This is a genomic window from Veillonella sp. (assembly GCF_032470285.1).
Lineage (GTDB): Bacteria > Bacillota > Negativicutes > Veillonellales > Veillonellaceae > Veillonella.
The window spans coordinates 1-26,445 of sequence record NZ_JAWEKP010000005.1 but is presented as its reverse complement, the minus strand read 5'-3'; the positions used below and the strand labels follow the sequence as shown (position 1 = coordinate 26,445).

17 protein-coding genes and 1 riboswitch are annotated in these 26,445 nt (G+C 37.7%); of the genes, 14 read left to right on the top strand and 3 right to left on the bottom strand.

Annotated features, from left to right (window positions below; genetic code table 11):
• The first annotated feature begins 134 nt into the window (after window positions 1–134).
• The 13 genes from E7B10_RS07000 to E7B10_RS06940 all read left to right on the top strand — a co-directional run bounded on the left by E7B10_RS07000 (window position 135) and on the right by E7B10_RS06940 (window position 20,980).
• A complete protein-coding gene (locus E7B10_RS07000; protein WP_008602705.1) occupies window positions 135–2,288 on the top strand; it encodes an ATP-dependent Clp protease ATP-binding subunit in 2,154 nt (717 codons plus the stop codon).
• 77 nt (window positions 2,289–2,365) lie between these two features.
• A riboswitch (TPP riboswitch) is annotated at window positions 2,366–2,473 on the top strand.
• A gap of 78 nt (window positions 2,474–2,551) precedes the next feature.
• Window positions 2,552–3,856 carry a phosphomethylpyrimidine synthase ThiC gene (gene thiC, locus E7B10_RS06995; protein WP_287510957.1) on the top strand — a complete coding sequence of 435 codons (1,305 nt, stop codon included), beginning with the start codon at window positions 2,552–2,554 and terminating at the stop codon, window positions 3,854–3,856.
• Window positions 3,857–3,885: 29 nt separating this feature from the next.
• Window positions 3,886–4,077, top strand: a complete 192-nt coding sequence (gene thiS / locus E7B10_RS06990; protein WP_287510958.1) for a sulfur carrier protein ThiS — start codon at window positions 3,886–3,888, stop codon at window positions 4,075–4,077.
• Window positions 4,078–4,081: 4 nt separating this feature from the next.
• Entirely contained in the window at window positions 4,082–4,357 is a 276-nt protein-coding gene (locus tag E7B10_RS06985) for a thiamine phosphate synthase (protein WP_165851648.1), read from the top strand.
• A gap of 179 nt (window positions 4,358–4,536) precedes the next feature.
• The gene (locus E7B10_RS06980) at window positions 4,537–5,304 is read left to right on the top strand and encodes a 5-oxoprolinase subunit PxpA (RefSeq protein WP_287507141.1); all 768 of its coding nucleotides are present in this window, start codon (window positions 4,537–4,539) and stop codon (window positions 5,302–5,304) included.
• 142 nt (window positions 5,305–5,446) lie between these two features.
• Complete coding sequence (locus E7B10_RS06975; protein WP_287510961.1) at window positions 5,447–6,643, top strand: divalent metal cation transporter; 1,197 nt, start codon at window positions 5,447–5,449, stop codon at window positions 6,641–6,643.
• A gap of 74 nt (window positions 6,644–6,717) precedes the next feature.
• Complete coding sequence (pxpB, locus tag E7B10_RS06970; RefSeq protein ID WP_287510962.1) at window positions 6,718–7,461, top strand: 5-oxoprolinase subunit PxpB; 744 nt, start codon at window positions 6,718–6,720, stop codon at window positions 7,459–7,461.
• Window positions 7,462–7,498: 37 nt separating this feature from the next.
• Window positions 7,499–8,470 (top strand): biotin-dependent carboxyltransferase family protein, encoded by a 972-nt coding sequence (locus E7B10_RS06965; RefSeq protein ID WP_399427866.1) that lies wholly within the window; start codon window positions 7,499–7,501, stop codon window positions 8,468–8,470.
• A 415-nt stretch (window positions 8,471–8,885) separates the two neighbouring features.
• Window positions 8,886–15,593: an ESPR-type extended signal peptide-containing protein gene (locus tag E7B10_RS06960; protein ID WP_316055550.1), complete on the top strand. Its 6,708-nt coding sequence runs from the start codon at window positions 8,886–8,888 to the stop codon at window positions 15,591–15,593.
• A gap of 255 nt (window positions 15,594–15,848) precedes the next feature.
• Window positions 15,849–17,258, top strand: coding sequence for an MATE family efflux transporter (locus tag E7B10_RS06955; RefSeq protein WP_287510970.1), 1,410 nt, complete (start codon window positions 15,849–15,851; stop codon window positions 17,256–17,258).
• A 552-nt stretch (window positions 17,259–17,810) separates the two neighbouring features.
• Complete coding sequence (locus tag E7B10_RS06950; protein ID WP_287510972.1) at window positions 17,811–18,848, top strand: OmpA family protein; 1,038 nt, start codon at window positions 17,811–17,813, stop codon at window positions 18,846–18,848.
• Between the two features lie 226 nt (window positions 18,849–19,074).
• Window positions 19,075–20,196: an AI-2E family transporter gene (locus tag E7B10_RS06945; protein ID WP_012864013.1), complete on the top strand. Its 1,122-nt coding sequence runs from the start codon at window positions 19,075–19,077 to the stop codon at window positions 20,194–20,196.
• A 127-nt stretch (window positions 20,197–20,323) separates the two neighbouring features.
• Window positions 20,324–20,980 (top strand): PepSY domain-containing protein, encoded by a 657-nt coding sequence (locus E7B10_RS06940; protein WP_004692962.1) that lies wholly within the window; start codon window positions 20,324–20,326, stop codon window positions 20,978–20,980.
• Window positions 20,981–21,169: 189 nt separating this feature from the next.
• On the opposite strand, the gene E7B10_RS06935 is transcribed toward E7B10_RS06940, so the two are convergent.
• Both E7B10_RS06935 and sstT read right to left on the bottom strand, forming a co-directional pair.
• The gene (locus E7B10_RS06935) at window positions 21,170–22,687 is read right to left on the bottom strand and encodes an NAD(P)/FAD-dependent oxidoreductase (RefSeq protein ID WP_287510974.1); all 1,518 of its coding nucleotides are present in this window, start codon (window positions 22,685–22,687) and stop codon (window positions 21,170–21,172) included.
• Between the two features lie 246 nt (window positions 22,688–22,933).
• Window positions 22,934–24,154: a serine/threonine transporter SstT gene (gene sstT, locus E7B10_RS06930; protein ID WP_278617857.1), complete on the bottom strand. Its 1,221-nt coding sequence runs from the start codon at window positions 24,152–24,154 to the stop codon at window positions 22,934–22,936.
• Window positions 24,155–24,500: 346 nt separating this feature from the next.
• On the opposite strand from sstT, the gene E7B10_RS06925 reads away from it, so the two are divergent.
• Complete coding sequence (locus E7B10_RS06925) at window positions 24,501–25,247, top strand: ubiquinone/menaquinone biosynthesis methyltransferase (RefSeq protein ID WP_077708221.1); 747 nt, start codon at window positions 24,501–24,503, stop codon at window positions 25,245–25,247.
• Here E7B10_RS06925 and E7B10_RS06920 read toward each other — a convergent pair.
• Window positions 25,228–25,959, bottom strand: a complete 732-nt coding sequence (locus tag E7B10_RS06920) for an SIMPL domain-containing protein (RefSeq protein ID WP_278617858.1) — start codon at window positions 25,957–25,959, stop codon at window positions 25,228–25,230. The genes E7B10_RS06925 and E7B10_RS06920 overlap by 20 nt on opposite strands.
• Between the last annotated feature and the right edge of the window lie 486 nt (window positions 25,960–26,445).

Below are 26,445 nucleotides of genomic sequence, written 5' to 3'. Positions count from 1 at the left end.
CCTATTGACTTTTTGACTTAATCAGATTATTATAATGATATAAGGTTGAAGAAACCTAGAAATAAAGCAAGAAATTAAACAGACTTAAAAAGTCAAACTGATATACTTGTAGTTAAAAAAGTGAGGTAATTTATATGAACAACAACTTTAACAACTTTGGTAATGAATTTTCTAGCATGAATGATTTATTTAATCAATTGATGGGTAATATGGGTGGTTATTCCACGGAACGACGTAGTTATAAGATTAACGGTCGCGAAGTAACTCCAGAAGAGTTTGCGTTTTATCGTCAAACTGGTCGTTTACCATCTAATGAAGAAATGCAAGCTGCCCAAGCTGCGCAACAAGGTAAAATTAAACAAGATGGAATCCTTGCTCGTTTGGGGACAAACTTAACTCAACAAGCTCGTGATGGTAAACTCGATCCTGTCATTGGTCGTAATAAAGAAATCCAAGAAACAGCAGAAATCTTAGCGCGTCGTACTAAAAACAATCCAGTACTTGTAGGTGATGCTGGTGTTGGTAAAACTGCAGTAGTAGAAGGCTTGGCACAAGCTATTGTAAATGGTGATGTTCCAGCAGCTATTAAAAATAAAGAAATCATTTCCATCGATATTTCCGGATTGGAAGCTGGTACTCAATACCGTGGTTCCTTTGAAGAAAACATTCAAAACCTTATTAAAGAGGTAAAAGCCGCTGGCAATATTATCTTGTTCTTCGACGAAATCCACCAAATTTTGGGTGCTGGTTCTACCGGTGATGGTCAAGGCTCCAAAGGCTTGGCAGATATCTTAAAACCTGCTTTGTCTCGTGGTGAAATGACTGTTATTGGTGCTACAACACAAGATGAATACCGTAATACAATCATGAAAAACGCGGCTCTCGCTCGTCGTTTTAATGAGGTAAAGGTAAACGCGCCATCTGCAGAGGATACTTTCAAAATCTTACAAGGCATTCGTCCATTGTACGAAGCGCATCATAATATTGAATTGCCAGATGCGGTGTTGAAAGCAGCTGTAGATTATTCCGTACAGTATATTCCACAACGTAGCTTGCCTGATAAAGCTATTGATTTAATCGATGTAACAGCAGCTCACTTGGCATCTCAACATCCTGTAACAGATATTAAAACATTGGAAGCAGATATTGCTGATGCTAAAGCAAAACAAGAGGAATATGCTCAAAAAGAAGACTATGAATCTGCGATTAATGAAAAAATGCGTATTCAAAAGTTACAAGCAGAGCTTGATAACCATACAGAAAATCAAAAGGTAGTGGCTAAGGTTAACGATGTAGCAGAAGCCGTTGAAAGAATGACTGGTATTCCTGTATCTCAAATGGGGGCATCCGATATCGAGCGCTTGAAAGACATGAAATCTCGTTTAGAAGCTCATGTAATTGGTCAAGATAAAGCAGTAGAAGCTGTATCTAAAGCAATTCGTCGTAACCGTGCAGGCTTTGACGAAGGCAACCGTCCAATCGGTAGCTTCTTATTCGTAGGTCCTACTGGCGTTGGTAAAACAGAATTAGCTAAACAATTAGCTCTAGATATGTTTGGTAACAAAGATGCAATCATTCGCTTGGATATGTCCGAATATAGTGATCGCACAGCCGTATCTAAATTAATCGGTGCTACAGCTGGTTATGTTGGTTATGAAGATAACTCTAACACATTGACTGAACGCGTACGTCGTAATCCTTATTCCATCGTATTATTCGATGAAATCGAAAAAGCAGACCCTCAAGTTATTACATTACTTTTACAAGTATTGGACGATGGTCGCTTAACAGATGGTCAAGGTAACACAGTAAACTTTAAAAATACCGTTATCATCGCTACATCCAATGCGGGTTTTGGTTATGGTAATGACAATGATGATGAAAATAAAGTAGATGTAATGGAACGCATCGCTCCATTCTTCCGTCCAGAGTTCTTGAATCGCTTCAACGCAGTTATCGAGTTCAATCAATTGAGCAAAGAAGATTTGAAAAAAATTGTAGATTTGATGCTTGATCAAGTGAATAAAACTTTAGCTAAAAAAGATATCACTCTTGATGTAACAGATGCAGCTAAAGAATTGTTGATGGAACAAGGGTATGACAAAACTATGGGCGCTCGTCCATTACGTCGTGTTATCGAATCTGAAATCCGCGATAATGTAACTGATTTCTACTTGGATCACATCGATGCTAAACACTTGCTTGCCGATGTTAAGGATGGTCATATTGTAATCTCTGAAAAAGCAGATTCCGATGATAGCAAAGACCAAGATAAGGCTGAGAAATAAATAATAGACGTAAAAGTGTCGGAATAATCATTTGACAAATCTGAATAAAGTAGTAATATTAATAGCATAATTATATAGTGAGTATGCAAGGGAGCCTATTATATAGGCTGAGAAAGGGCTGCGAGCACCTGACCTTTATACCTGATCGGGATCATGCCCGCGTAGGAAGCACGCTAATACTTAATATGGGTATCGATCATTTTGTTCGATACCCATTTTTGCATACCTAACTATATATGTCTTTTATATAGGAGGATGTAAAAATGTTTATGACACAATTGGAATCGGCTGTGGCTGGTGTAGTTACGAAGGAAATGAAAGTTGTCGCGGAAAAAGAACGTATGGATGAAGAGGTATTACGTTCCCTAGTGGCCTCAGGCAAGGTTGTTATTCCTTGTAACAAGCAACATACTAGCATTTCGCCAGAGGGGATTGGTAAGCGTCTTAGAACGAAAGTCAATGTTAATTTAGGTACATCAAAAGACGTTACTGATTATGATAGCGAAATTGAAAAGGTTAATCGAGCTATTCGACTTGGAGCAGAGTCAATCATGGATCTTTCAACTCATGGTGATACTCGTATTTTTAGACGTAAATTAATCGAGACATCACCAGTAATGATTGGTACGGTGCCTATTTATGATAGTGTCATTCATCATCAAAAAGATTTAGGTGAATTAACGGCTCAAGACTTCTTGGACACTATCCGATTACACGCTCAAGATGGTGTAGATTTTATTACTATCCACAGTGGTATTACGAGAAAAACAATAGATCAAATCAAGAATCATAAACGGTTGCTTAATATTGTTAGCCGCGGAGGTAGTTTGGTATTTGCGTGGATGAGCATGACAGGCCATGAAAATCCATTCTACGAATACTATGATGAAATCTTAAAGATTTGCAAAGAATATGATGTTACGTTGTCTTTAGGTGATGCTTGTCGTCCAGGTTGCTTGGCGGATGCCACTGATGTGTGCCAAATTGAAGAGCTTGTAAGGCTTGGTGAATTGGCAAAACGAGCGAAACAATATGGTGTACAAGCTATGATTGAAGGACCTGGGCATGTACCTTTACATCAAATACAAATGAATATGGAGATACAAGAGTCCTTGTGTGATGGAGCGCCATTCTATGTGTTGGGACCGCTCGTCACAGATATTGCTCCAGGCTATGACCATATTACGGCTGCTATTGGTGGCGCTGTAGCGGGTATGTATGGTGCATCCTTCTTATGCTACGTTACACCAGCGGAACATTTAGCCTTACCAAATGCAGATGATGTAAAAGACGGAATTATGGCTTTCAAAATAGCGGCGCATGCTGCAGATATTGCTCGTGGTATTCCTAATGCAAGAGATATAGATGACACTATGGCTAAGGCACGTCAAGTTCTCGATTGGGAGGCACAATATGCTTGTGCCCTTGATCCTGAACGGGCTCGTTCTATTCGTGAAAGTAGAGCACCGGAGGAAGACCATAGTGAAACCTGTTCGATGTGTGGCAAGTTTTGTGCTGTACGCAGTATGAATAAAGCTTTACAAGAAGAATATATTGATATTTTATAAGCTTTTTCATATGGGAGGTCATTATAGATTTGATTGTTAATGGAGAGCCAAAGTATGTTGTAGGTGAGCAACTTCATTTGATTCTTGATGAATTAGGCTATTCTGGTAAACACTTTGTAGTTGAGCTTAATGGAGAGATTCTTAGTAAGGAAGCATATACAACCACTAAATTAACGGCTGCTGACAGATTAGAAATCGTTAGCTTTGTAGGAGGTAATTGATATATTGGATACATTTACTATAGGTAATATTGGGGTAGGGCCTATTTTTTCTACACAGACAAAACCCAATGCTAATCCTGTAGGCATTTCTTATATATATTGGGCAAAGCAGTTTAGTAAGGCTCCCATTGTTGCTGTTGGGGGCATTAAAACCACAAATGCTGATACCGTTTGGCAAGCGCATCCCGATTTTATTTGTGCCGTTTCTGAAATAACAGAATCGGATAATATACAAAATACTATTTATGAGCTCATGATGGGATATAGTAGGGTCAGATAAAAAAGAGTATACATACAAACCACAAGATTTTAATCTTGTGGTTTTTGTATTTATAAAATAATTTTGTAGATTTGATAAATATCCTTGCTAAGATATAGGTTTATTTAGTATAATCGTATCATTAAATTCGATATTCTATAGAATTTATAAAATAGATGAAGATGGAGAGGTAATAGTATATGTCTCATTATGTAGATTTAAATAGTGATTTAGGCGAAAGTTTTGGTAATTATACATTAGGTATGGATAGTGAAGTATTAAATCACGTAACAAGTGCTAATATTGCTTGTGGTTGGCACGCTGGAGATCCTCTTATTATGGATGCGACTGTCCGCATGTGTAAAGAAAAGGGCGTAGCCGTAGGGGCACACCCTGGTTATCCAGATTTGATGGGATTTGGTCGTCGTGCGATGGCAGTAAATCCTGCGGAGGCAAAAGCCTATATGATATACCAACTGGGCGCACTACAAGCTTTTTGTGATAGTTATGACATTAGTTTACAGCATATGAAACTACATGGTGCTTTTTACAATACAGCCTGTGTTACGCCTGTACTAGCCGATGCAATTTTAGATGGTTTACAAGCGGTAAATTCTAATATCGCGGCCATGGTATTGAGTGGTAGCTATATTGCTCAAGAGGCACAACGACGAGGTATTCCTGTTATACAGGAAGTGTTTGCTGATCGTGGCTATACAGAGGAGGGAACATTGGTCCCTCGTACAGAAGCAGGTGCTTTCATTAAAGACCCACAAGAGGCTTTAGACCGAGTTCTCATGATGGTTACAAAGGGTAAGGTTGTTACTAATACAGGGAAGACCATTGATATTGTGGCCGACTCCGTATGTGTTCATGGTGATAACCCAGAAGCGATAGCTTTCACAAGGTATATTCGGGAGGGGCTCACAAAAGCTGGTGTAACGGTGGCAAATTTTCAACACCGATAACATTATTAAATACATTAAAATAAATGCTTAATTAATACTAACAGAAAATGCAAATATAAGTATTAAAAGTAAGTATTACATGTAAGTATGAGCTTTAAGAAATAAGTATGGCATAGATTAATTATTATATGTGGAGGTTCCTATGAAACCAATTACAGGTAAAGCGAGTTTCTCTGTCCTATTAGGGGCAGCTTTCTTAATGGCCACGTCTTCCATTGGACCTGGCTTTATGTTACAAACGGCAGCATTTACAAATGAGTTGAAAGCAGACTTTGCATTTGCTATCGTTGTATCCGTTATTTTCTCAATTATTGCACAGCTTAATGTGTGGACGATTATTGGTGTATCCCAAATGCGTGGTCAAGATATTGCGAATAAGGTATTGCCAGGCCTTGGTTATATAGTGGCATTTTTAATTTCCCTTGGTGGATTGGCCTTTAATATCGGTAATATTGGTGGTGCTTCTATGGGCCTCAATATTATATTTGGTATCGACACAACAACAGCGGCCGCTATTAGCGGTATCTTGGGTATCTTATTATTTACATCTAAGAAGATGGGTGGTGTTTTAGATAATACGGCTAAAGTACTCGGTACTGTTATGCTTGTTCTTATCGCCTACGTAGCATTCTCTACGAATCCACCAGTAGGAGAAGCCTTGTCTCATTCTGTGATTCCAGAGCATGTGCCGTGGTTAGCAACGATTACACTTATTGGAGGCACTGTAGGTGGTTACATTACATTTTCTGGTGGTCACCGCCTCATTGATGCAGGTATTACAGGTCAAGAGCATTTAAAAGATGTACGTCGTGCAGCAATTATGGGAATGTCTGTAGATGCATTAGTTCGAGTGTTATTGTTCTTAGCCGTTTTAGGTGTAGTATCCATGGGCTTTGTGCTAGATTCTAAAGACCCAGCAGGCTCTGCGTTTCTTCTCGGCGCTGGTGAAATCGGACATAAATTATTTGGTATAGTGTTCTTCTGTGCTGCATTGACCTCTGTAGTAGGGGCTGCCTACACATCAGTATCCTTCTTAAAAACATTATTTAAGATTGTAGAGCGAAATGAAAAATTGACTATTATGGCGTTTATTTTTATTTCTACATGTATCTTAATCTTTATTGGTAAACCAGCATCTCTATTGATTTTAGCGGGCTCTGTAAACGGTCTAATCTTGCCTGTTACGTTGGCAGTTATGCTCGTTGCTACTCATAAATCCGAAATCGTAGGGGCATACAAACACAATAAACTTTTATATTATACAGGGTGGATTGTAGTGCTCGTAACATCTTACATTGGTGTTACATCTTTAAAAGGCATTGCTAAGTTACTAGGTTAATTAATTATCTGTGAAAGCACCATTACGTTCGGCTTGAATGTGATGGTCCTTTCTAGTTATAGCAGGAGGTACATATGAAACCTACAATTTCACCTGTAGGGGATTGCGCTATCTCTATTGATTTTGGTCAAGTAATCGATCCAAAGATTAATCGACAAATCCGACAAGTTATAGAGCAGATTAAAGTCTTACAGCTAGATGGAATTATTGAACTAGTTCCTACATACTGTGCATTGCTTGTTCAATATGATGCAATGGTGTATACGTATTCAGACATTTGTAGAATTCTTGATCCTATATTACAAGAATCTGTAACAGACAGCGTAATTGAACGTGTTATGATTGTTGAAATACCTACCGTATATGGTGGTGAGTTTGGTCCAGATTTAGGCTTTATAGCCTCTCATAATCATATAAGTGAAGATGAGGTCGTATCCATTCATAGTGGTACAGATTATTTAGTTTATATGCTAGGCTTTATTCCTGGATTTACCTATTTAGGAGGGATGGACCCACGCATTGCAACGCCGCGGTTGTCTTCACCAAGAACTTTGATTCCTGCCGGTTCTGTAGGTATTGCAGGGGAACAGACTGGTACATATCCATCAGATTCTCCAGGGGGCTGGCAGATTATTGGACGCACACCTTTGACTATGTATGACATGTCTAAAAAGCAAGCTGCCCTATTAAGGGCAGGGGACTACGTTCGTTATGTGCCTATCGATGAAAACGAATTCCATAGGATTAAATCCTTGGGTATGGAATATATTCCATCTATATATGAAATAGAAAGTGGTGATTTGCGTGGATATAAATGAGTTTCAGCGTGCTTTAATCTGCGTAGATGCTCCGGGTATGTATACAACGATTCAAGATGTAGGGCGTATTGGCTTTCAACAATATGGTATGCCTGTGGCAGGTCCTATGGATAGTGAAAGCTATCTATTGGGACAGGCTCTAGTAGGAAACAAGGAACCTCTAGGTGCTTTAGAATGTACCGTGTTACCTCCTACGCTAATTGTTCAAGGCACATGTATTGTTGCTTTTACAGGGGCCGACATGCACCCAACCATTAACAATGTAGTCGTGCCTCGATATATACCTTTTATTTGTCACGACGGGGATATTATTTCTGGTGGCTTTAGCCAATGTGGCGTGCGTATGTATATTGCTTTCTCTGGTGGTATTGATGTTCGCACTATTAACGGTAGCGTATCCACTCATACAAAGGCTAACATAGGTGGTTTTGAGGGGCGTTCATTACAAGCGGGTGATCAGTTTGGCATTAAAGCATTTACTAGACACGAAGTGAATGTGTGCGACTTCTATGGAACTCATAAATTATTCAATACCGCTTTATATAACCGCGGCGGTCGTGAGTGTCACGAACCTTTGCGTGTAGTACTAGGAGAGCAAGCAAAGTATTTTACCGAGAAAGGGATTAAGACCTTTGGTAGTAAAATATATACATTGACCGTACAATGTGATCGCATGGGCTTCCGCTTAGATGGCCCTGTCATAGAGCATATCGATAGTGCAGACATTATTTCTGATGGTGCTGTATTTGGCTCTATTCAAGTTCCGTCAGATGGAAATCCAATAGTCCTCATGGCGGACCGACAAACAACGGGCGGCTATACAAAGATTGGTACTGTCATTACCGCCGATTTACCTAGGTTAAGCCAATTGCCAGTAGGGGATGGAATTCATTTTGATATTATATCCGTTGAAGAAGCACAAGAAATATATCGTACATATATTAGACACTTGCATAAGCGAATAGAATTAGCACACGAACAAAGTTTATATGTTTTTAAAGTAAGCTAATTCGTTACCTAATTTAATTATACAATTTAGTAATAAAGCTATCTCGTAGATTGTCATTTCTATGAGATAGCTTTTTGTTATGTAAAGTAAGATGAATTGATGAGGTGGTGGGAAAATATAATCTTATAAAATAAGTTTAAAATAATGATTATGAATTTATATTCATTTTATCTCTTTGATATGGTATAAAATAAGCCCATATTTTATATAAATTTGTGACATGAATCACTATAATGCCCATTACTACGCTGTTTGTGCAATGCCTATAGTTATGAAAAATAAATGAAAAAACTTGATAGTATATTAAAGGTTTTGGTATACTTATAATATTGAAGATTTTGAAATTCTCGTATGACTTACCATATGATAAAACATCGAGGGAGCATTAATATTAATCTAGTTTATAGGAGAAAGTATGAATAAGATTTTTAAAGTGGTTTGGAGCAAATCAAAAAACTGTTACGTAGTAGTATCTGAGTTCGCTAAGAATAATAGTGGTAAAAAGAAAATTGTTGTAGCAGCAATCTTGGCTGTATTAGCAATGACTAATGCTAGCATCTCTATGGCGGCAAATACTTTGCCTACAAATCTGCATGCAACAGCAGTAGGCTTGGGGGATGGTGCTTCTGTTACTGGTGACAAAGCTGTAGGTTTCGGTCAAAATGCAGCAGCTGCTGGTGGATATTCTATTGCAATAGGTTCTAATTCTAGTACCAGTGTTAACAGTCCACAAGGAATCGCTATTGGTGGTGGTAATACTGCTAATGAAGGTGCAAGAGTAATTGGGGAGCAAGCAATTGCCATTGGGGGAAATACAATAGCTCAAGGTAACTCTTCTATTGTTATTGGTGGCGATGATGTAGTTAAAGCCGATAGTGTAAAAGTTATTTACACTACGAATAATGGTGAGAATAAAACTGGGGATTTGCGTAGTGCAGTTCAAAGCTTAACAGGATTTGATATGAGAAACCCACTATATACATCGGCAACGGCTGGTGAATCTGGTATCACATTAGGCATGAAAGGTCAGTCAGGCAATGTGGGCATTGCCATTGGTACAGGTGCAAATGCGAAGGATCGTTTATCAGGAACTTCTAGTGGTGCTTCTGGTCAAGCCAATAATGATGTAACAAATGCTATTGCTATTGGTACAGGGGCTAGGGCAAATCGTGATAATGCTATTGCCATCGGTGGTGGTTCTAACACTGATGTAGGCGGTACAAAACAATCTAGTTATACTTTGCCAAATAACGTTGTTGCTTCCTGGGCTGGTGGTGATAAAACATTGCCAGGTGACGTTGTATCTTTTGGTTCTAAAGGGTATGAACGTCAGTTGAAACATGTGGCTCCAGGTGAAGTAAGTGCTACTTCCACAGATGCAATTAATGGCTCTCAACTTAGTGCTATTGTAGACCAAATCGCTTATAAATATATATCTATAAAATCTTCTGATATTGCTAATAAAGATAATACTGGTGCTACGGCGGCTAATTCTATTGCTATTGGCCCAAATGCCGCAACAGACGTATCTGCGAGTCGTTCTGTAGCTGTTGGTGATGGTGCTAGAGGTAAAGTCGTAGATGGTGTAGCTGTTGGTTCAAAATCTACAGCTGATATTGCTTCAGGCGTAGCGGGCTATAATGTTAATACTAGTCGTACAGATATATATGCTGGTTTAAGTGGTGCTGCCCTAACGTCTAAATTAGGTGGTGTTGCTATTGGTACGACAAACCAAACACGTCAAATTAACTATGTTGCTGCTGGTACTGCTGATACAGATGCAGTAAACGTGGCGCAATTAAAGAGTGTTAATCTAGCTTTTACAGGTGATACTGGTACAGGTGATGTGAACCTTGCTAATAGTAAATTGGCTGTAAATGGTGATAATACATACATTACAACTACAGCTAATGGTAAGAAAATTACAGTTTCTGGTAAAAAGCAAGACATTACTGTAGCAAATGGTAACGCTACAGCCTCGGCTGGTATGGCGGATTCTGCTAACGTAGCTAATGTGATTAATCAAGCGATTGATCAAAATAAATACGGTTGGAATCTTTCTGCTAATGGTGAAGCTACACCATTAGCGGTTGAAAAAGGTAATACAGTAGATTTTTCTGGTGACGATAATGTTGCGGTTGCTAGAAATGATAAGAAAATCTCTGTAGCTTTGAAAAAAGATCTTTCTAAATTAAACAGTGCTTCTTTCAATAATGCTGGTGGTAATGAAACCGTTAAAATTGATGGTGACAAAGGTATCAATGCTGGGAATTTGAAAGTTACGAATGTAGCAGATGGTGTTGCTGATAAAGATGCTGTCAATGTATCTCAATTGAAAAAAGTTGACAATAAAGCAGAAGCTAATAAAACTGCTATTGATACAAATAAAACTGCAATCACTAAAAATGCAGGCGATATTGTAACAAATAAGTCTGATATTGCAACCAATAAAGACAATATTGCGACGAATAAACAAAAAATTGCTGACAATAAAACTGCAATTGATAAGAATGCAGGCGATATTGTGACAAACAAAACAGATATTGCTACTAATAAGGACAATATTGCTACAAACAAAGCTGATATCGCAACCAATAAAGCTAATATCGATAAAAACACGACAGCTATCGGACGTAAAATTTCCTTAGGTGGTAACTCTGGTTCTACCGATGAAAAATCCTTGAGTACAGGTGATGTGAAATTCAATGTTAAAGGCGAGAACGGTCTTACTACTGTTGCTAATGGCGACGATGTGACTGTTAAACTTGATGACACGACTAAAGGCAAAATCGATAATGCAGCTGATCGAGACTTGAGCAATTTGACTCCTGACGGTAAGCAACAGGTTAAGGATTTAGCAGCATGGAACGTAGTCGCTAATAATGAAACGGCTGAAAAGGTTGAAGGTGGTAACACTGTTAAATTCATCGATGGTGATAACATTTCCATTACTCAAAATGGTAAAGACTTTACTATTTCTACTAAAAAAGATGTAACTTTTGATACGGTAACAGCTACACAAACAATTACAGCGCCAAAAGTGAAAGCGACAACTGGCGTTGAAACACCTCAAGTAACTGGCTTGACTAACACTGCTTGGGTTCCAGGTCAAACACAACCTGTATCTGGTCGTGCTGCCACAGAAGATCAATTGAAACACGTTGATGATCAAGTAGCAGAGAATAAAGCCAATATTGCTGATAATACAGATAAGATTGGCAAAAACGCTGATGCTATTGCTGATAACAAGCAAAAAATAGCAGACAATAAAACTGCAATTGATAAAAATTCAGGCGATATTGCGACAAACAAAACAGATATTGCTACGAATAAAGATAATATTGCCGATAACAAGCAAAAGATTGCGGACAATAAAGCTGCAATTGATAAAAATGCAGGCGATATTGCGACAAACAAAACAGACATTGCTACCAATAAAGACAATATTGCTGCGAACAAGCAAAAAATAGCTGATAATAAAACTGCAATTGATAAAAATACTGGTGACATTGCTACAAATAAAGCTGACATTTCAACTAACAAAGATAACATCGCAACTAATAAAGCTAATATCGACAAAAACACGACAGCTGTCGGTCGTAAGATTTCTTTAGGTGGTAACTCTGGTTCTACCGACGAAAAATCCTTGAGCACAGGTGATGTGAAATTTAACGTAAAAGGTGAAAATGGTCTTACTACGGTGGCTAATGGCGACGATGTGACTGTTAAACTTGATGATGCAACTAAAGGTAAAGTCGACAATGCAGCTGATCGAGACTTGAGCAATTTGACTCCTGACGGTAAGCAACAAGTTAAGGGTTTAGCAGCTTGGAACGTAGTTGCTAATAATGAGACTGCTGAAAAGGTTGAAGGTGGTAACACTGTTAAATTCATCGATGGAGATAATATTTCCATTACTCAAAATGGTAAAGACTTTACCATTTCCACTAAAAAAGATGTAACTTTCGATACGGTAACAGCTACTCAAACTATTACAGCGCCAAAAGTGAAAGCGACAACTGGGGTCGAAACACCTCAAGTAACAGGATTGACTAACACTACATGGGTTCTAGGTCAAACACAACCTGTATCTGGTCGTGCTGCCACAGAAGATCAATTGAAACACGTTGATGATCAAGTAGCAGAAAACAAAGCCAATATTGCTGATAATACAGATAAGATTGGCAAAAATGCTGATGCCATTGCGGATAACAAGCAAAAAATAGCTGACAATAAAACAGCAATTGATAAAAATGCAGTAGATATTGCCACTAACAAAGACAATATTGCTGCGAACAAAACAGATATTGCTACTAATAAGGATAACATCGCAACCAATAAAGCTAACATCGACAAAAACACGACAGCTATCGGTCGTAAGATTTCTTTAGGTGGTAACTCTGGTTCGACTGATGAAAAATCCTTGAGTACAGGTGATGTGAAATTCAATGTTAAAGGTGAGAACGGTCTTACTACGGTTGCTAATGGTGACGATGTGACTGTTAAACTCGATGACGCGACTAAAGGTAAAATCGAGAATGCAGCTGATCGAGACTTGAGCAACTTAACAGATGCTGGTAAGCAACAAGTTAAAGATTTAGCAGCATGGCATGTAGTAGCTAATAATGAGACGGCTGAAAAGGTTGAAGGTGGTAATACTGTTAAATTTATTGATGGTGATAACATTTCTATTACTCAAAATGGTAAAGACTTTACCATTTCCACTAAAAAAGACGTAACCTTTGACACGGTAACAGCTATACAAACGATTACAGCGCCAAAAGTGAAAGCGACAACTGGAGTTGAAACACCTCAAGTAACAGGCTTGACTAACACTGCGTGGACTCCGGGGCAAACACAACCTGTATCTGGTCGTGCAGCCACAGAAGACCAATTGAAACACGTTGATGATCAAGTAGCAGAAAACAAAGCCAATATTGTTGATAATACAGATAAGATTGGTAAAAATACTGTTGCTATTGCGGATAACAAACAAAAAATAGCTGATAATAAAGCTGCAATTGATAAAAATGCTGCTGATATTGCTACCAATAGAGACGATATTGCGACGAATAAACAGAATATTGCTGATAACAAAGCGGCCATCACTAAAAATGCCGGCGATATTGCAACCAATAAAGCTAATATTGATAAAAATACAGAAGCTATCGGTCGTAAGATTTCCTTAGGTGGTAATACTGGTTCAACCGATGAGAAATCCTTAAGTACAGGCGATGTGAAATTCAATATTAAAGGGCAAAATGGTATTGTTACTGAAGCTAATGGAGACGATGTAACTGTCAAATTAGATGATGCTACGGCTAATAAAATCAACAATGCAGCAAATACGGATTTGAGCAACTTAACAGATGCTGGTAAACAACAAGTTAAAGATTTATCCGCATGGAACGTAGTAGCTAATGGTAATACTGCCGAAAAAGTTGAAGGTGGCAATACAGTTAAGTTTATCGATGGTGATAACATTTCCATTACTCAAAATGGTAAAGATTTCACAATTGCTACTAAACAAGACGTAACTTTCAATACTGTAAAAGCAAATCAAACAATTACAGCACCAAAAGTGAAAGCTACAGAAGGTGTAGAAACACCTCAAGTAACGGGTTTGACTAACACTGCATGGACTCCGGGTCAAACACAGCCTGTCTCTGGACGTGCCGCCACAGAAGATCAATTGAAACATGTTGATGATCAAGTAGCAGAAAACAAAGCCAACATTGCTGATAATACAGATAAGATTGGTAAAAATGCTGATGCCATTGCGGATAACAAGCAAAAAATAGCTAATAATAAAGCTGCAATTGATAGAAATGCTGCTGATATTGCAACTAATAAGGACAATATTGCTGATAACAAAGCGGCCATCACTAAAAATACTAGTGATATTGCAACTAATAAGGATAACATCGCAACCAATAAAGCTAATATCGACAAAAACACGACAGCTATTGCTCGCAAGATTTCTTTAGGTGGTAATACTGGTTCTACCGATGAAAAATCGTTGAGCACAGGTGATGTGAAATTTAATGTGAAAGGTGAAAATGGCCTTACTACGGTTGCTAATGGCGACGATGTAACTGTTAAACTCGATGATGCAACTAAAGGCAAAATTGATAATGCAGCAAATCAAGACTTGAGCAACTTGACAGATGCTGGTAAACAACAAGTTAAAGATATATCTGCATGGAAGGTAACAGCTGCAGGAGGTACTGTTGAAAAAGTACAAGGTAGTGATACCGTAAAATTCCAAGCTGGTGATAATCTTGTAGTTAACCAAGATAGAACTACTTTCACATATGGCTTGGCTAAAGACTTAAAAGGCCTAAACAGTGTTACTGTAGGTGATGAAAACGGTGTATCTACTAAAATCACTCCTGCAGGTACAACTGTGAAAGATGCAGCTGGCAACTCTACTACAATTAATGGGGGTGGTATGACTATTACTCCTGCAGATACAGCAGCTAGCTCTGTATCACTTACTGTAGATGGCTTAAATAATGGTGGCAACAAAATTCATGGAGTAGCGCCTGGCACAGCTGATACTGATGCAGTAAATGTTAGCCAATTGAAAGCATCTAATGCTGGTTTACAAGAAGCTGTTAACCGTGTCGGTACTGAAACACAACGTGTTGGTGCTCATGCGGCAGCTATGGCAGCGTTGAAACCAATTCAATATGATCCATTGGAACCAACACAAATTATGGCTGGTATCGGTAACTACCGTGGTGAAACTGCGGGTGCCATCGGTATTGCTCACTACCGAACTGAAGATACTATGTTCAACGTAGGTGTTTCACTTGGCACTAGCCATAACATGGTAAATGCAGGTGTAACGCATAAATTTGGTGGTAGTCGTGAAAGAAAAGACGCTATCCCAGAGCGTTATAAAGCAGGTCCTATTAGCTCTGTTTATGTAATGCAAGATGAAGTATCTAGTCTCAAAAAAGAAAATAGTAATCAGAAAACTGTTATTGCTAATCAAGCAGCACGTTTAAATACATTAGAAGCTGAAAATGAACGTCAACGTCAAGAATTGGCTGAAACTAAACAAGGCTTAGATGACTTGCGTGCCGTAGTAAATCAATTATTAGCCTCTAAAGGTTAAGAGTTGAGAACTAATTTTGATAATAGTCTAAGATAGTTATTTTCCTGTAAAACTAAAGAACCTCTTATACATTGTTCTACTTGATAGGGTATATACATTTCGTCTAAGAGGTTCTTTTTTGCTATTTTGATATATATTCTTATTTAAAAAGCATAACATATGAATGATTTCTCATATGTTATATGATATAATACAATAGATATAAGAGGTGAAGTAATGCCTTTACTATATGATCTTACATGAATAGGAGATAGGATGTTAGACCGTATACAACGATGGCTTTCAGTAGATACCATGTTGCCTGTTGCAGAACGATTAGGACCTGTAGGAACTACAAAGCAGCTATATGGTAATTATTTAAAAATAGCTTGGCCAGCTACATTACAAGGCTTGATGTTACAATTTATGACTGCCATTGATTTGGCGATGGTTGGTGCCTTAGGTGCGTCAGCTCTTGCTTCGGTAGGCATTATGGGTCAACCTGAGATGGTAATGCTCATCTTTTGTCGAGCCTTATCCATTGCTGTGACGGCAATTATAGCTCGTCGTCATGGTGAAGGTGATGTAGATGGTATGAATGCCGTACTCAAGCAATCTATTTTATTGAATTTTTTTATTTATGTACCGTTATTATTGATATGTTTCTTGAATTTAGAGCATATTCTACGTTTTACGGGTGCTGAAGATGGCTATATTGAAACAGCCGTTTGGTATGGTCGTTTCATAGTTATTAGCTTAATATTTCAGTCCTTTAGCCAAATCGTAGGGGCTGCACTCATTGGATATGGTAACACTAAAGTTATTTTTAAATCTAATGTAGTAGGGAATATTTTGAATACGATAATGAATTTCTTCTTGATTTATGGTATTGGTTTCTTCCCTGAACTTGGCGTTATGGGGGCAGGTGTATCCACTATGATCAGTAGTGCTATTATTGCATTATTGTTGTTGCGTACGATTTCACAACATACTTCTACTGGATTAACATTGCGCCATCCGTCGAAATGGACTTTTGAAAGGCCCGTATTACATACAATGTTTCATGTCGGTGGCAGTTCTTTAGGAGAACAGTTCTTTGAGCGGTTCGGTATGTATACATACACTATGATTGTTGCTTCCTTAGGTGCGGTACCTTTAGCAGCACATTACGTATGTATGAATTTAATGGATATATTTTACTATTTTGCGATGGGTCTTGGATTTGCAGGTGCATCACATACGGGGCAAAGTCTGGGACACAAACGACCAGATATTGCACGTACTTATGGTAAAATTGGTGCTCGTATTGGTTTAGTCGTGGGCCTTGTAAGTGCATTAATCTTTATTGGTCCTGGTGATTTTTTAGTACAGTTATATACTCGTGAAAGTGATGTTGTTACACTTTCAGCCACTTTGATGGGCATTATGGCTATCGCTGCATTCCCTCAAGCATTACAGCAAGTGTATTCCGGTGTGTTGAAAGGGGCAGGAGATACATATTACATCATGAAATATTCTCTTGTAAGCGTAGCAATCATTCGTCCTATTATTACTTATTTATTGTGCATTACACTAGGTTTAGGGCTTTTTGGGGCATGGTTATCTTTGTGCTTCGATCAGTCTCTAAGATTATGTTGTTCTTATTTGAGATTTATTCGAGGAACATGGCAACATAAGGTTGTTTAATGAGATGTAAATTCTTTTTCACATTGAAAGTTTTAGAAGGATTCATGAAAAAGAAGTGAATAAACTCTTGTCTATTAAAAATTTTTGATGTACAATACGTAATGTGAAAAAAATGACACATTGGGGAATGTGTTATCTGACCAGAAACTTCTGATTTCACGTATATATGTAAGGGATATACATATGAAATGATAAAAGCTTCCTTAGTGCATAAGGGAGCTTTTATTCGTTCAATTATAGTTAGATCTATTAGTATATATAATAATGATTTTGATGAACTTATAAGACCAGTAATTTTATTATTGTTAGAGAATCTTAAAAAAGATAAATAGTATTATAATTTCGGGAATGTAATATGTGCAGAGAATCGCAGTGATTCGGCAATAGAGAGGGTTTAAATATTTATATTTATAATATTTATAGATAGATATAACTAAAAATTCATCAAATATTCATGAAGAATGTTGAATTATATTGAAAAATTGTGTAAAATATAAGCATATTATTACCAAAGCCTAAGTATTATAAGGGCTGTTTTTGGAGGGAATTATAATGAATAAAAAAATATTAGCTTTATTGGCAGTTGCTGCTGTAGGTGTGTCCGTAGCAGGTGCAACTCCTCAAACTCAATTCAATAAAGGTGAGTTTCAAGTTGATCTTGGTGCGTCTGATTCTAAAGCAAAAACTAAAGATTGGACTTCTGATGCAAAATGGAACTTTGATGGTGGTGTAACATACGCTTTCACAGATAAAACAGCGTTGCAATACCAATACCATGGTTTGAACGATAAATATAACGGTATGAGCTATAGTGACAGAATGCAAGAAGTTAATTTGATTCAATCCTTGAACAAAAATTTCGCAGTATATGGCGGTTATGCTCACATTTCTGGTGATACATTCCCTAAAGCAAATAATATTGCTCAATTGGGTGTAATTGGTAAAGCTAACCTTGGCTCCAAAGTAGACGTTTATGGTAAAGCGGGTGTAGGGACTAAGAGAACTACTACTTGGGAAGCAGGTTTAGGTTATAAAGTTAACCAAGACTGGGATATTAATGCAGGGTATCGTTATATCAATACTAAACGTGATGATAAGTCTAATATTTCCTTCCAAGGTCCTGTAGTAGGATTATCTTACCGTTTCGGTGGTCACAAATCCGTAGCTCCTGTATACACTCCAGCACCAGCTCCTGTATACACTCCGGCTCCAGCTCCTACTGTAGAAGCGCCTGCATATAAAACTCCTAAATTGGATTACTATGTACAATCTATCTACTTTGACTCCGACCAAGATGTTGCTCGTGCAGACCAATATCCAAACTTAACAGCTGCTGTAAATGCTGCTAACCAATATTCTCAAGACCAAGTTAAATTGATGGGTAACGCTGATACTGATGCAAATCCTCAATACAACATTGCTTTGTCTGAACGCCGCGTACAACATGTGGCTCAATATTTAGTTAACCATGGTGTATCTGCCGATCGTCTTATCGGTATTGCTAATGGTGATGTTAAACCAGTTGCAACTAACTCTACAGCAGCAGGTAAAGCTGAAAACCGTCGTGTAGACGTTTATATTCATCGCTAATCTCTAGACTAATCTAGATTAGGCCTACAATAAGTCCACCTTCAATCATGCTCTCTTATTTATCGAGAATTCGAGCATGCGATAAGGTGGACTTTTGTGTTATACTAAAATTGCATACAATCCTAGGTCATACAATGTTCATTATGCTTTGGTAATGTATGCGATGTGAGAATCGTATAGTTATATAGGTGTAGCTTATTAATAGTGTTATGTGAAGTAGGTTATTATGAAAGAATTCAAATATTACAAACAGCTCATAGGAGCTATTATACTAGCGGGCATTATGATTATGATGGCACTACGTATAAGTGATATTGCTAGTGGTCTTGACGCTATCTTTACGGCCTTTGTTCCGCTCATTGTGGGTGCTTGTATTGCTTTCGTATTGGATATTCTAGTCGTTCGTTATGAACGATGGCTATGGCCTAAGTGTGACTCTGGATGGAAGTATAAAATACGTCGCCCGTTGAGTCTTTTGCTATCCTTTGTAACAATTAGCGTTATTGTGTATTTTATTGCTCGGTTGGCTTTACCTCAATTGATTCATTCTATGTCGATTATTGTAGCTGCATCACCGCAATTGTATACGGACTTCCAAACATGGATGCAACATATTACAGAAACAATTCCAATGGCGTCGAATCAAACGATTATAGATGCCCTAAGTGGAGAGAATCTTGCTAAATATACTCGTGAATGGGGGACAAAAGGTGGCACATATATTGTAAATGCAATGGGCACCGTATTGTCTTGGACTTTGAACATAGGTCTTGGCTTAATTTTTGCTGTTTATATGTTGCTTGATAAGGAACGCCTTATGTTACAAGGTAAACGTATATTAAAGGCATATGCATCAGATGAGTGGGTAAATCGAGTTAGTTATGTAACTCGCGTAGCAGTTCAAACATTCAGCAATTTTTTTGTAGGTCAGTTTATAGATGCCTTGGTTCTAGGCGTGATGGTAGGAATTACTTTATGGCTATTTAATATTGAATATGCTACAACGATTGCCTGTGTAATTGGTCTAACTGGATTGATTCCACTATTAGGTATTTATGTTGGTGGTATCATTGGAGCCGTTATGCTACTTACTGTTAGCCCTATGGATGCTCTCATCTATGTAATTATTTTAGAGGTACTTCATCAAATTGAAAGTAACTTTATTTATCCTAAAATTGTAGGTAACTCTGTTGGATTACCAGGTTTGTGGGTATTTGCTGCTGTTATCGTAGGCGGTAGTTTGATGGGGGTTACTGGTATGTTGATCGGTGTACCTTTAGTGGCTACATGCTATAAATTGATTATGACTGATGTAGATGGACGACTTGCATCTAATGAAGGTTTATAGTATATTGTCTAAATGATATGACTATTTACATATTTTTCGTGTTGCTGAATATAGCATGAACTTATAGAAATTCTAGTGTACTAATAGTTTGATTAATAGAAGCATAGTATCTAGTAGGAGGATTATAATGAATAAAAAGTTGATTTCTATGGCATTAACGGGGGTATTAGCAGTGGGCATGTTATCCGTTGCTACACCAAGTGTGGCAGATGCACGCAAAACAAAGCCTGAAACAAGTACGGATATTTCTGTAAAACGTGCACCTGGCGAGTCCATAGTTATGACTATGAGCCAAATTGGAACTATTTTTCAAAATCGCTATCCAAATGCGGCGCTTCATTCTGTAGAGCTCAACTCTAATGACTTGAACTATGGTTATAAAGTAGTTGGTTATAGTAAGTATCATCAGTACAAGATGAAAATTGACGTAATCACTGGTAATGCTTCTGATATGGAAGAGGGGGGCAAACCTAAGAAAGTTATTGGTGAGATTTTCAATAAAGATAAAGTTATTGAATCAACACAAGCAGAACGTGTTGCAAAACAACAACTTGGAAATGATGCTGTTATGAAGGGCTGGAAAATTGAAGCTCATAATGGTAAAGTTTTATACTATGTGACTATGCATCAAGATGGTAAAAAAGTAGTTGTTACAGTAGATGCTGAGACAGGTGCTTATGTAGAACAATCTAAATCCTATAAATTACCACCTGAGCCAGATCAAGGCTTTGATGGTCGTAAAACAAATCTCGTTTGGGGTTCTGATATAGATATGGGCCGCTAACCTATCTATTGATGATTAATAAGAAAAGAGCCGAAGGCAATGCCTTTGGCTCTTTTTTGCGATTCCGATACTATAAAATATCGGTTGATAGTGCTCTTATGTTAGAATATTTTTTTTACAATAGATATGTTTGCAACAAAAGGACTGCGCCTAGGTTTAGTCCTTTTATTATTTATAACTATAGTTGTATTACCAACGATTTTCGTAGTACACTTGTGTCCACATGATAACCTCGACGAGGGATGGATGTGGGCTCATAGTTTCGCCTACAGTGATAACGGATCTAGGGTCCATTTCACGAGTAATACCTTTTTCACGTAAACGTTTAGTGCGTTCAGAAGCGATTTCTTCATTGATGGCTGTCAACGGAGTTACACCACTATTCATAAGGTTCACATAAGGCTGGAAGAGGATAGAGGCTTGAGGACCTACGACATGCATACCAAGGATATGGTTGGTGTCTTTATCTACTACAATTTTTACAAAGCCATCGTTTACATCTCCAGGGTTGATACCCATTGCATAGCCTTTTGCAGTGGAGGAGTAGAAGTTCTTCCCAACCCCTACATTGTAACCTGCTTTGATAGCTTCTGCCTCTGTGAGACCTACACTACCAATTTCAGGATAGGAGAATGTAACCTTAGGTAATGTATCATACCTTGCCCAACGGTAATCCTCTTCACTTGTTGCATAGAAGAGATTGTGAGCAATGATATCTGCTTCGTAGTTTGCACGGTGACGGAATGCAGGTTCACCATTTACATCACCTAAAGCGTAGATACCATCAACGGATGTTTCTAAGAATTCATTAGTTTTAATCCAGCCTTTAGGCCATGTTTCGATACCAGTATTTTCAAGGTGAAGCTCTTCCACAGCTGGACGGATACCTGCAGCTACAAGGATTTCTTCAACTTTAGTTTCTGTAATTTGGCCAGTAGTACGATCTTTAGTAACTACCACTTTAAGGCCATCTTCTTGACGGATTTCAACAGTGTCTTGGTTTAGAAGTACGTTAATACCACGTTCTCTGTAGTTGTTAAGCAAGTGTTCCGATATATCTGCATCTTCTTTAGGAACTAAACGTACATTATGTTGTAGAATTGTTACTTTTGTACCAGCGGAATCAAATACATGAGCGAACTCAACACCAATCGGACCCGCACCAAGTACAGCAAGGGATTTATATGGCTGTTTAGGGAATTTATCACCAAAGAGACTTTCACTAGTAAGGAACCCTGATTCTTGAAGACCTGGTACATTAGGTACATTACTATAGCCACCAGTACCAAGGATAATTGTAGGCGCTGTAATTTCTACAATGCCAGACCCATCGTTAAGATGGATGTTCATCACTTTATCAGATACAAAGCTTGCTGCACCACGATACACATCTACGTTGTCATAGGCATTGTAATAATCATAGATGCCTGCAGATTCGTCAATTTTATGCCAAGTACGCTTGGACACAGTATGCCAGTCCATAGTAGCAGGTCCAACGTTAACGCCAATTTTTTTGAATTCTTTTGTTTCTTGAATTGCATTAGCTGCTGTAACCATAACTTTTGTAGGAATACAACCGCGAGTTAGACATGTACCACCAAATTTACCTTTTTCTATGATTGCCACTTTAAGGCCTTTTTTGAGCGCAGCATCAGCTACGATGGTTGCGCCGCCTGTACCAACTACAATAATATCGTATTGTTTCATGTTGATTCCTTCCTATATATCTACTAATAGTTATTATCATTAACTATATTATACCACTACATTGAAGAAAATCAATATAGTTTGTTAGTGATTGGTGAAAGTTTATATTTAGTTGATCCAAATACATAATATTATTTCCAGAAAATTAAGAGGCGCGGATATATGTAACTTTCACAAAGTCCTATAAAAGAATGTACAATTAGTTTACAAAAAAAAGACGGCCCCAAAGGACCGTCTAAAAAAATTTTAGTTCCAATCTTGATGATAACCGCGTTTTGCATAATCAGCAGTAGCAGTGAAGAGGATATCTGTGCTAGAGTTAAGTGCAGTTTCCGTGGAATCTTGTAATACGCCGATAATAAAGCCTACGCCTACAACTTGCATTGCTACATCATTGGATATACCGAATAGGGAACAAGCCAATGGAATGAGTAACAAGGAACCGCCTGCAACACCGGAAGCCCCACATGCACCAATAGTGGCAATAACAGATAATAGGATTGCGGTAGGAATATCTACAACGATACCTAATGTATGCGCCGCAGCTAATGTCATGATTGTGATTGTAATTGCTGCACCACCCATATTGATTGTAGCTCCTAATGGAATGGATACGGAATACATATCTGGATTAAGTTTCAATCGTTTGGCTAAATCAAGGTTTACGGGAATGTTTGCAGCAGAACTACGTGTAAAGAACGCATAGATTGCAGATTCTCGTAAGCATTTGAATACCAATGGGTATGGATTACGACGAAGGTAAATAAAGGATAAAATTGGATTGATTACTAGTGCTACAAAGATCATAGAACCAAGTAATAATACGAGTAATTGAAAGTACCCAATCAAGGCTTCGATGCCGTTAGTAGCAATGGATTCTGCTACAAGGCCCATAATACCAAGAGGGGCGAATCGAATGATCCAACCTACTACAGTAGTAATAGCTTGTGCAATGGACTCCATAACTTCCTTCGTATTCATTGGTGCATGGCGTAAAGCACCACCAATGATAAGTGCCCAACCTAAAATACCGATGTAGTTAGCAGTCATTAATGCTTTTACAGGATTATCAACTACATTTTTTAGTAATGTTGTCATAACCTCTACGATACCTTGAGGTGGTGCGGCATCGGCTGCACCTGTTGCTAGGTGTAATGTAGTAGGGAAAAAGAAACTTACGATTACTGCTAAAGCCGCAGATAGGAATGTACCTAGTAAATATAAGGTTATAACAGAGCCCATACCTGTTTTTTGTCCAGAGCGATGTTTACTAATCGCAGCAATTACTAAGAAAAATACGAGGATAGGGGCGATACCTTTTAGCGCTCCAACGAAGAGGACTCCTAATAAAGCAAGTTCATTGGCCACATCGGGCACATAAAGAGCAGTTAAAATACCAATAATCAAACCTATGATAATTTGTTGGATTAGACTGACTCTATTGATTGATTTTACAAATCGATTCATAGTACACTCCAATACTTATATAAAAACAAATAAAATCCCATGATAAAGTATCCTTTCAACATGGACATATGTCATTATACAACGAACATGAAATGGTGGCAATAGATATTATAATCGATAGTCGTATATATTTATTATGAATATAGGTAAAAAATAGATATGTGTGTTTAGTTTTATATTATGTAGCGGAAAATACTAAATACCAGTGTTTTTAGTAGGTATGTATATATTACATAGTCACTATATAGAGTATATATATTAGGATTCTTTTTAGCGTTCCTATAGTGTGGTATACTATGCCATATATAATTCTTGAACATAGTTCTTGATTTGTGAAAGGTCCATAATGAATACTAAAGAATTTAAAACGTATGCAGATAAAGAGAAATTTGTACAAGGCGTTTTTTCTAATATTGCAAAAAACTATGACTTAATGAATACGGTGTTAAGCTTTGGACAAGATTATTTTTGGCGTAAATTCTCTGTAAAAGCGATGAATATCGGTCCTCACCAATATGTACTTGATGTGGCATGTGGCACTTGTGTATTTACGAAGGAAGCATTATGTCAAGAGCCCACTTTGAAGGTAGAGGCATTAGATTTTAATAGTGAAATGTTAAATCAAGGTCGTGTTCGTATTGAGGCTGCTGGTTTACTTAATCAAGTAAATTTAGTACAAGGTGATGCCATGGCCTTACCATATGAGGATAATACATTTGATGCTGCAATGAGTGGCTTTGCAATGCGAAATGTTCCAGATATTAAGCAGGTATTGTCTGAAATGCAACGCGTGGTAAAACCAGGGGGGAAGGTTGTGGTGTTAGAACTTGCAAAACCAAGTATGTTTGGGTTTAAACAGTTATATAACTTCTATTTTTCATATATATTGCCTATTATAGGAAAATTGAGCAAAGATAACTCTTCCTATGCCTGGCTTCCAGAATCTTTACGTAGATACCCTCATCAAAGTGAGATTTTAGAAATCTGGAAATCTCTAGGATATGAAAATGCCACCTATCATGAATTGACAGGCGGCATTGTAGCTGTACACGAAGGTGTGGTACCGGAAAATTCTATTGTAGATAATAAGTGATGTTAGCGTCTTGGGAAACTATTAAAGAGCCTTTTTCTACAGGTGTAGCAGTTTCGAGAGCTGCTTTTAGCATTACTGGGTTACGATAGTAACCAGAGTCCATTGTGCTAGTTTCAGTTGTGCTAATGGAAACAGTTTTTACTGGTCCCAATGTACGACCGAGGGCAGCTGCGATAACTTCTGCTTTATGGCGACCGTTTTGAATCGCTTCTGTAGTTAAAGAATCAGATAATTGTTGAGACACATCATTTTGGAATGAAAGGTTGTTGATGTCGTTAGCACCAGCGCTAACAGCGGCATCGACAACCTTTCCTACGTTATCAAGGTTATTGATCTTAACTGTTACATGATTTGATACATTGTAACCTGTATTGATGCGTTTGCCGTCTTGATAGTCACTCGTTGGATTGATGGAAATGCTAGATGTATAGATGTCTTTTTTGGCAACACCTAAGTTAGCTAATTGACTAATTAAATTACTCATAATACGATCATTATTAGATTTTGCAGCATTGATATTGGTATTTTGGCTTGTAATACCAAGGGTTAAAATCGCATAGTTAGGTGCTACAGATCGAGACGATTGACCAGTAATATTAATTTCTGAAGTATCAAATGTGCCCTGTGGTGCAGCTAATGTGGTAGTTCCCATAGTAGCACATATAGTAGCTATAGCTACAGCTTTTGATAATAAATGTTTTGATAGTTTCATACTCAATCTCCTTACAATAATGTAATATTCATATTGGTAAACGCTTATAAAAGAAAACTAATTTGTGCTGAAAGTTCTTTATTACAGCTACATTGTACATGATTAATTGTGTAAAATCAATTATTAGGTTTATAGTTAAAAATGAAAATAAAATGAAGATTTTGTAAAATTGAGAATTGGGGGTTGCGATTATATTTTCATTGTACTATAATATGCATACAGTCGTTTGAGCGGCTGTTTCTTAATGAGTGTAGCAATACACTTAGAGGTTTAAAATGAACTTCAAAAAAGATTATAAAATGTGTTGACATGAAAGTGGTCATAATGTTATTATAATCAAGTCGTCAATTACGACAGTACTTAATAATGAAGTAGTGCAAATTGATAACAGATCTTTGAAAACTGAACAATGATAGGTAATCAATCATATGATTGAACATATGCCAGAGTGCGGGTTTTGACATAGTCAAAACCAACCATAATTCA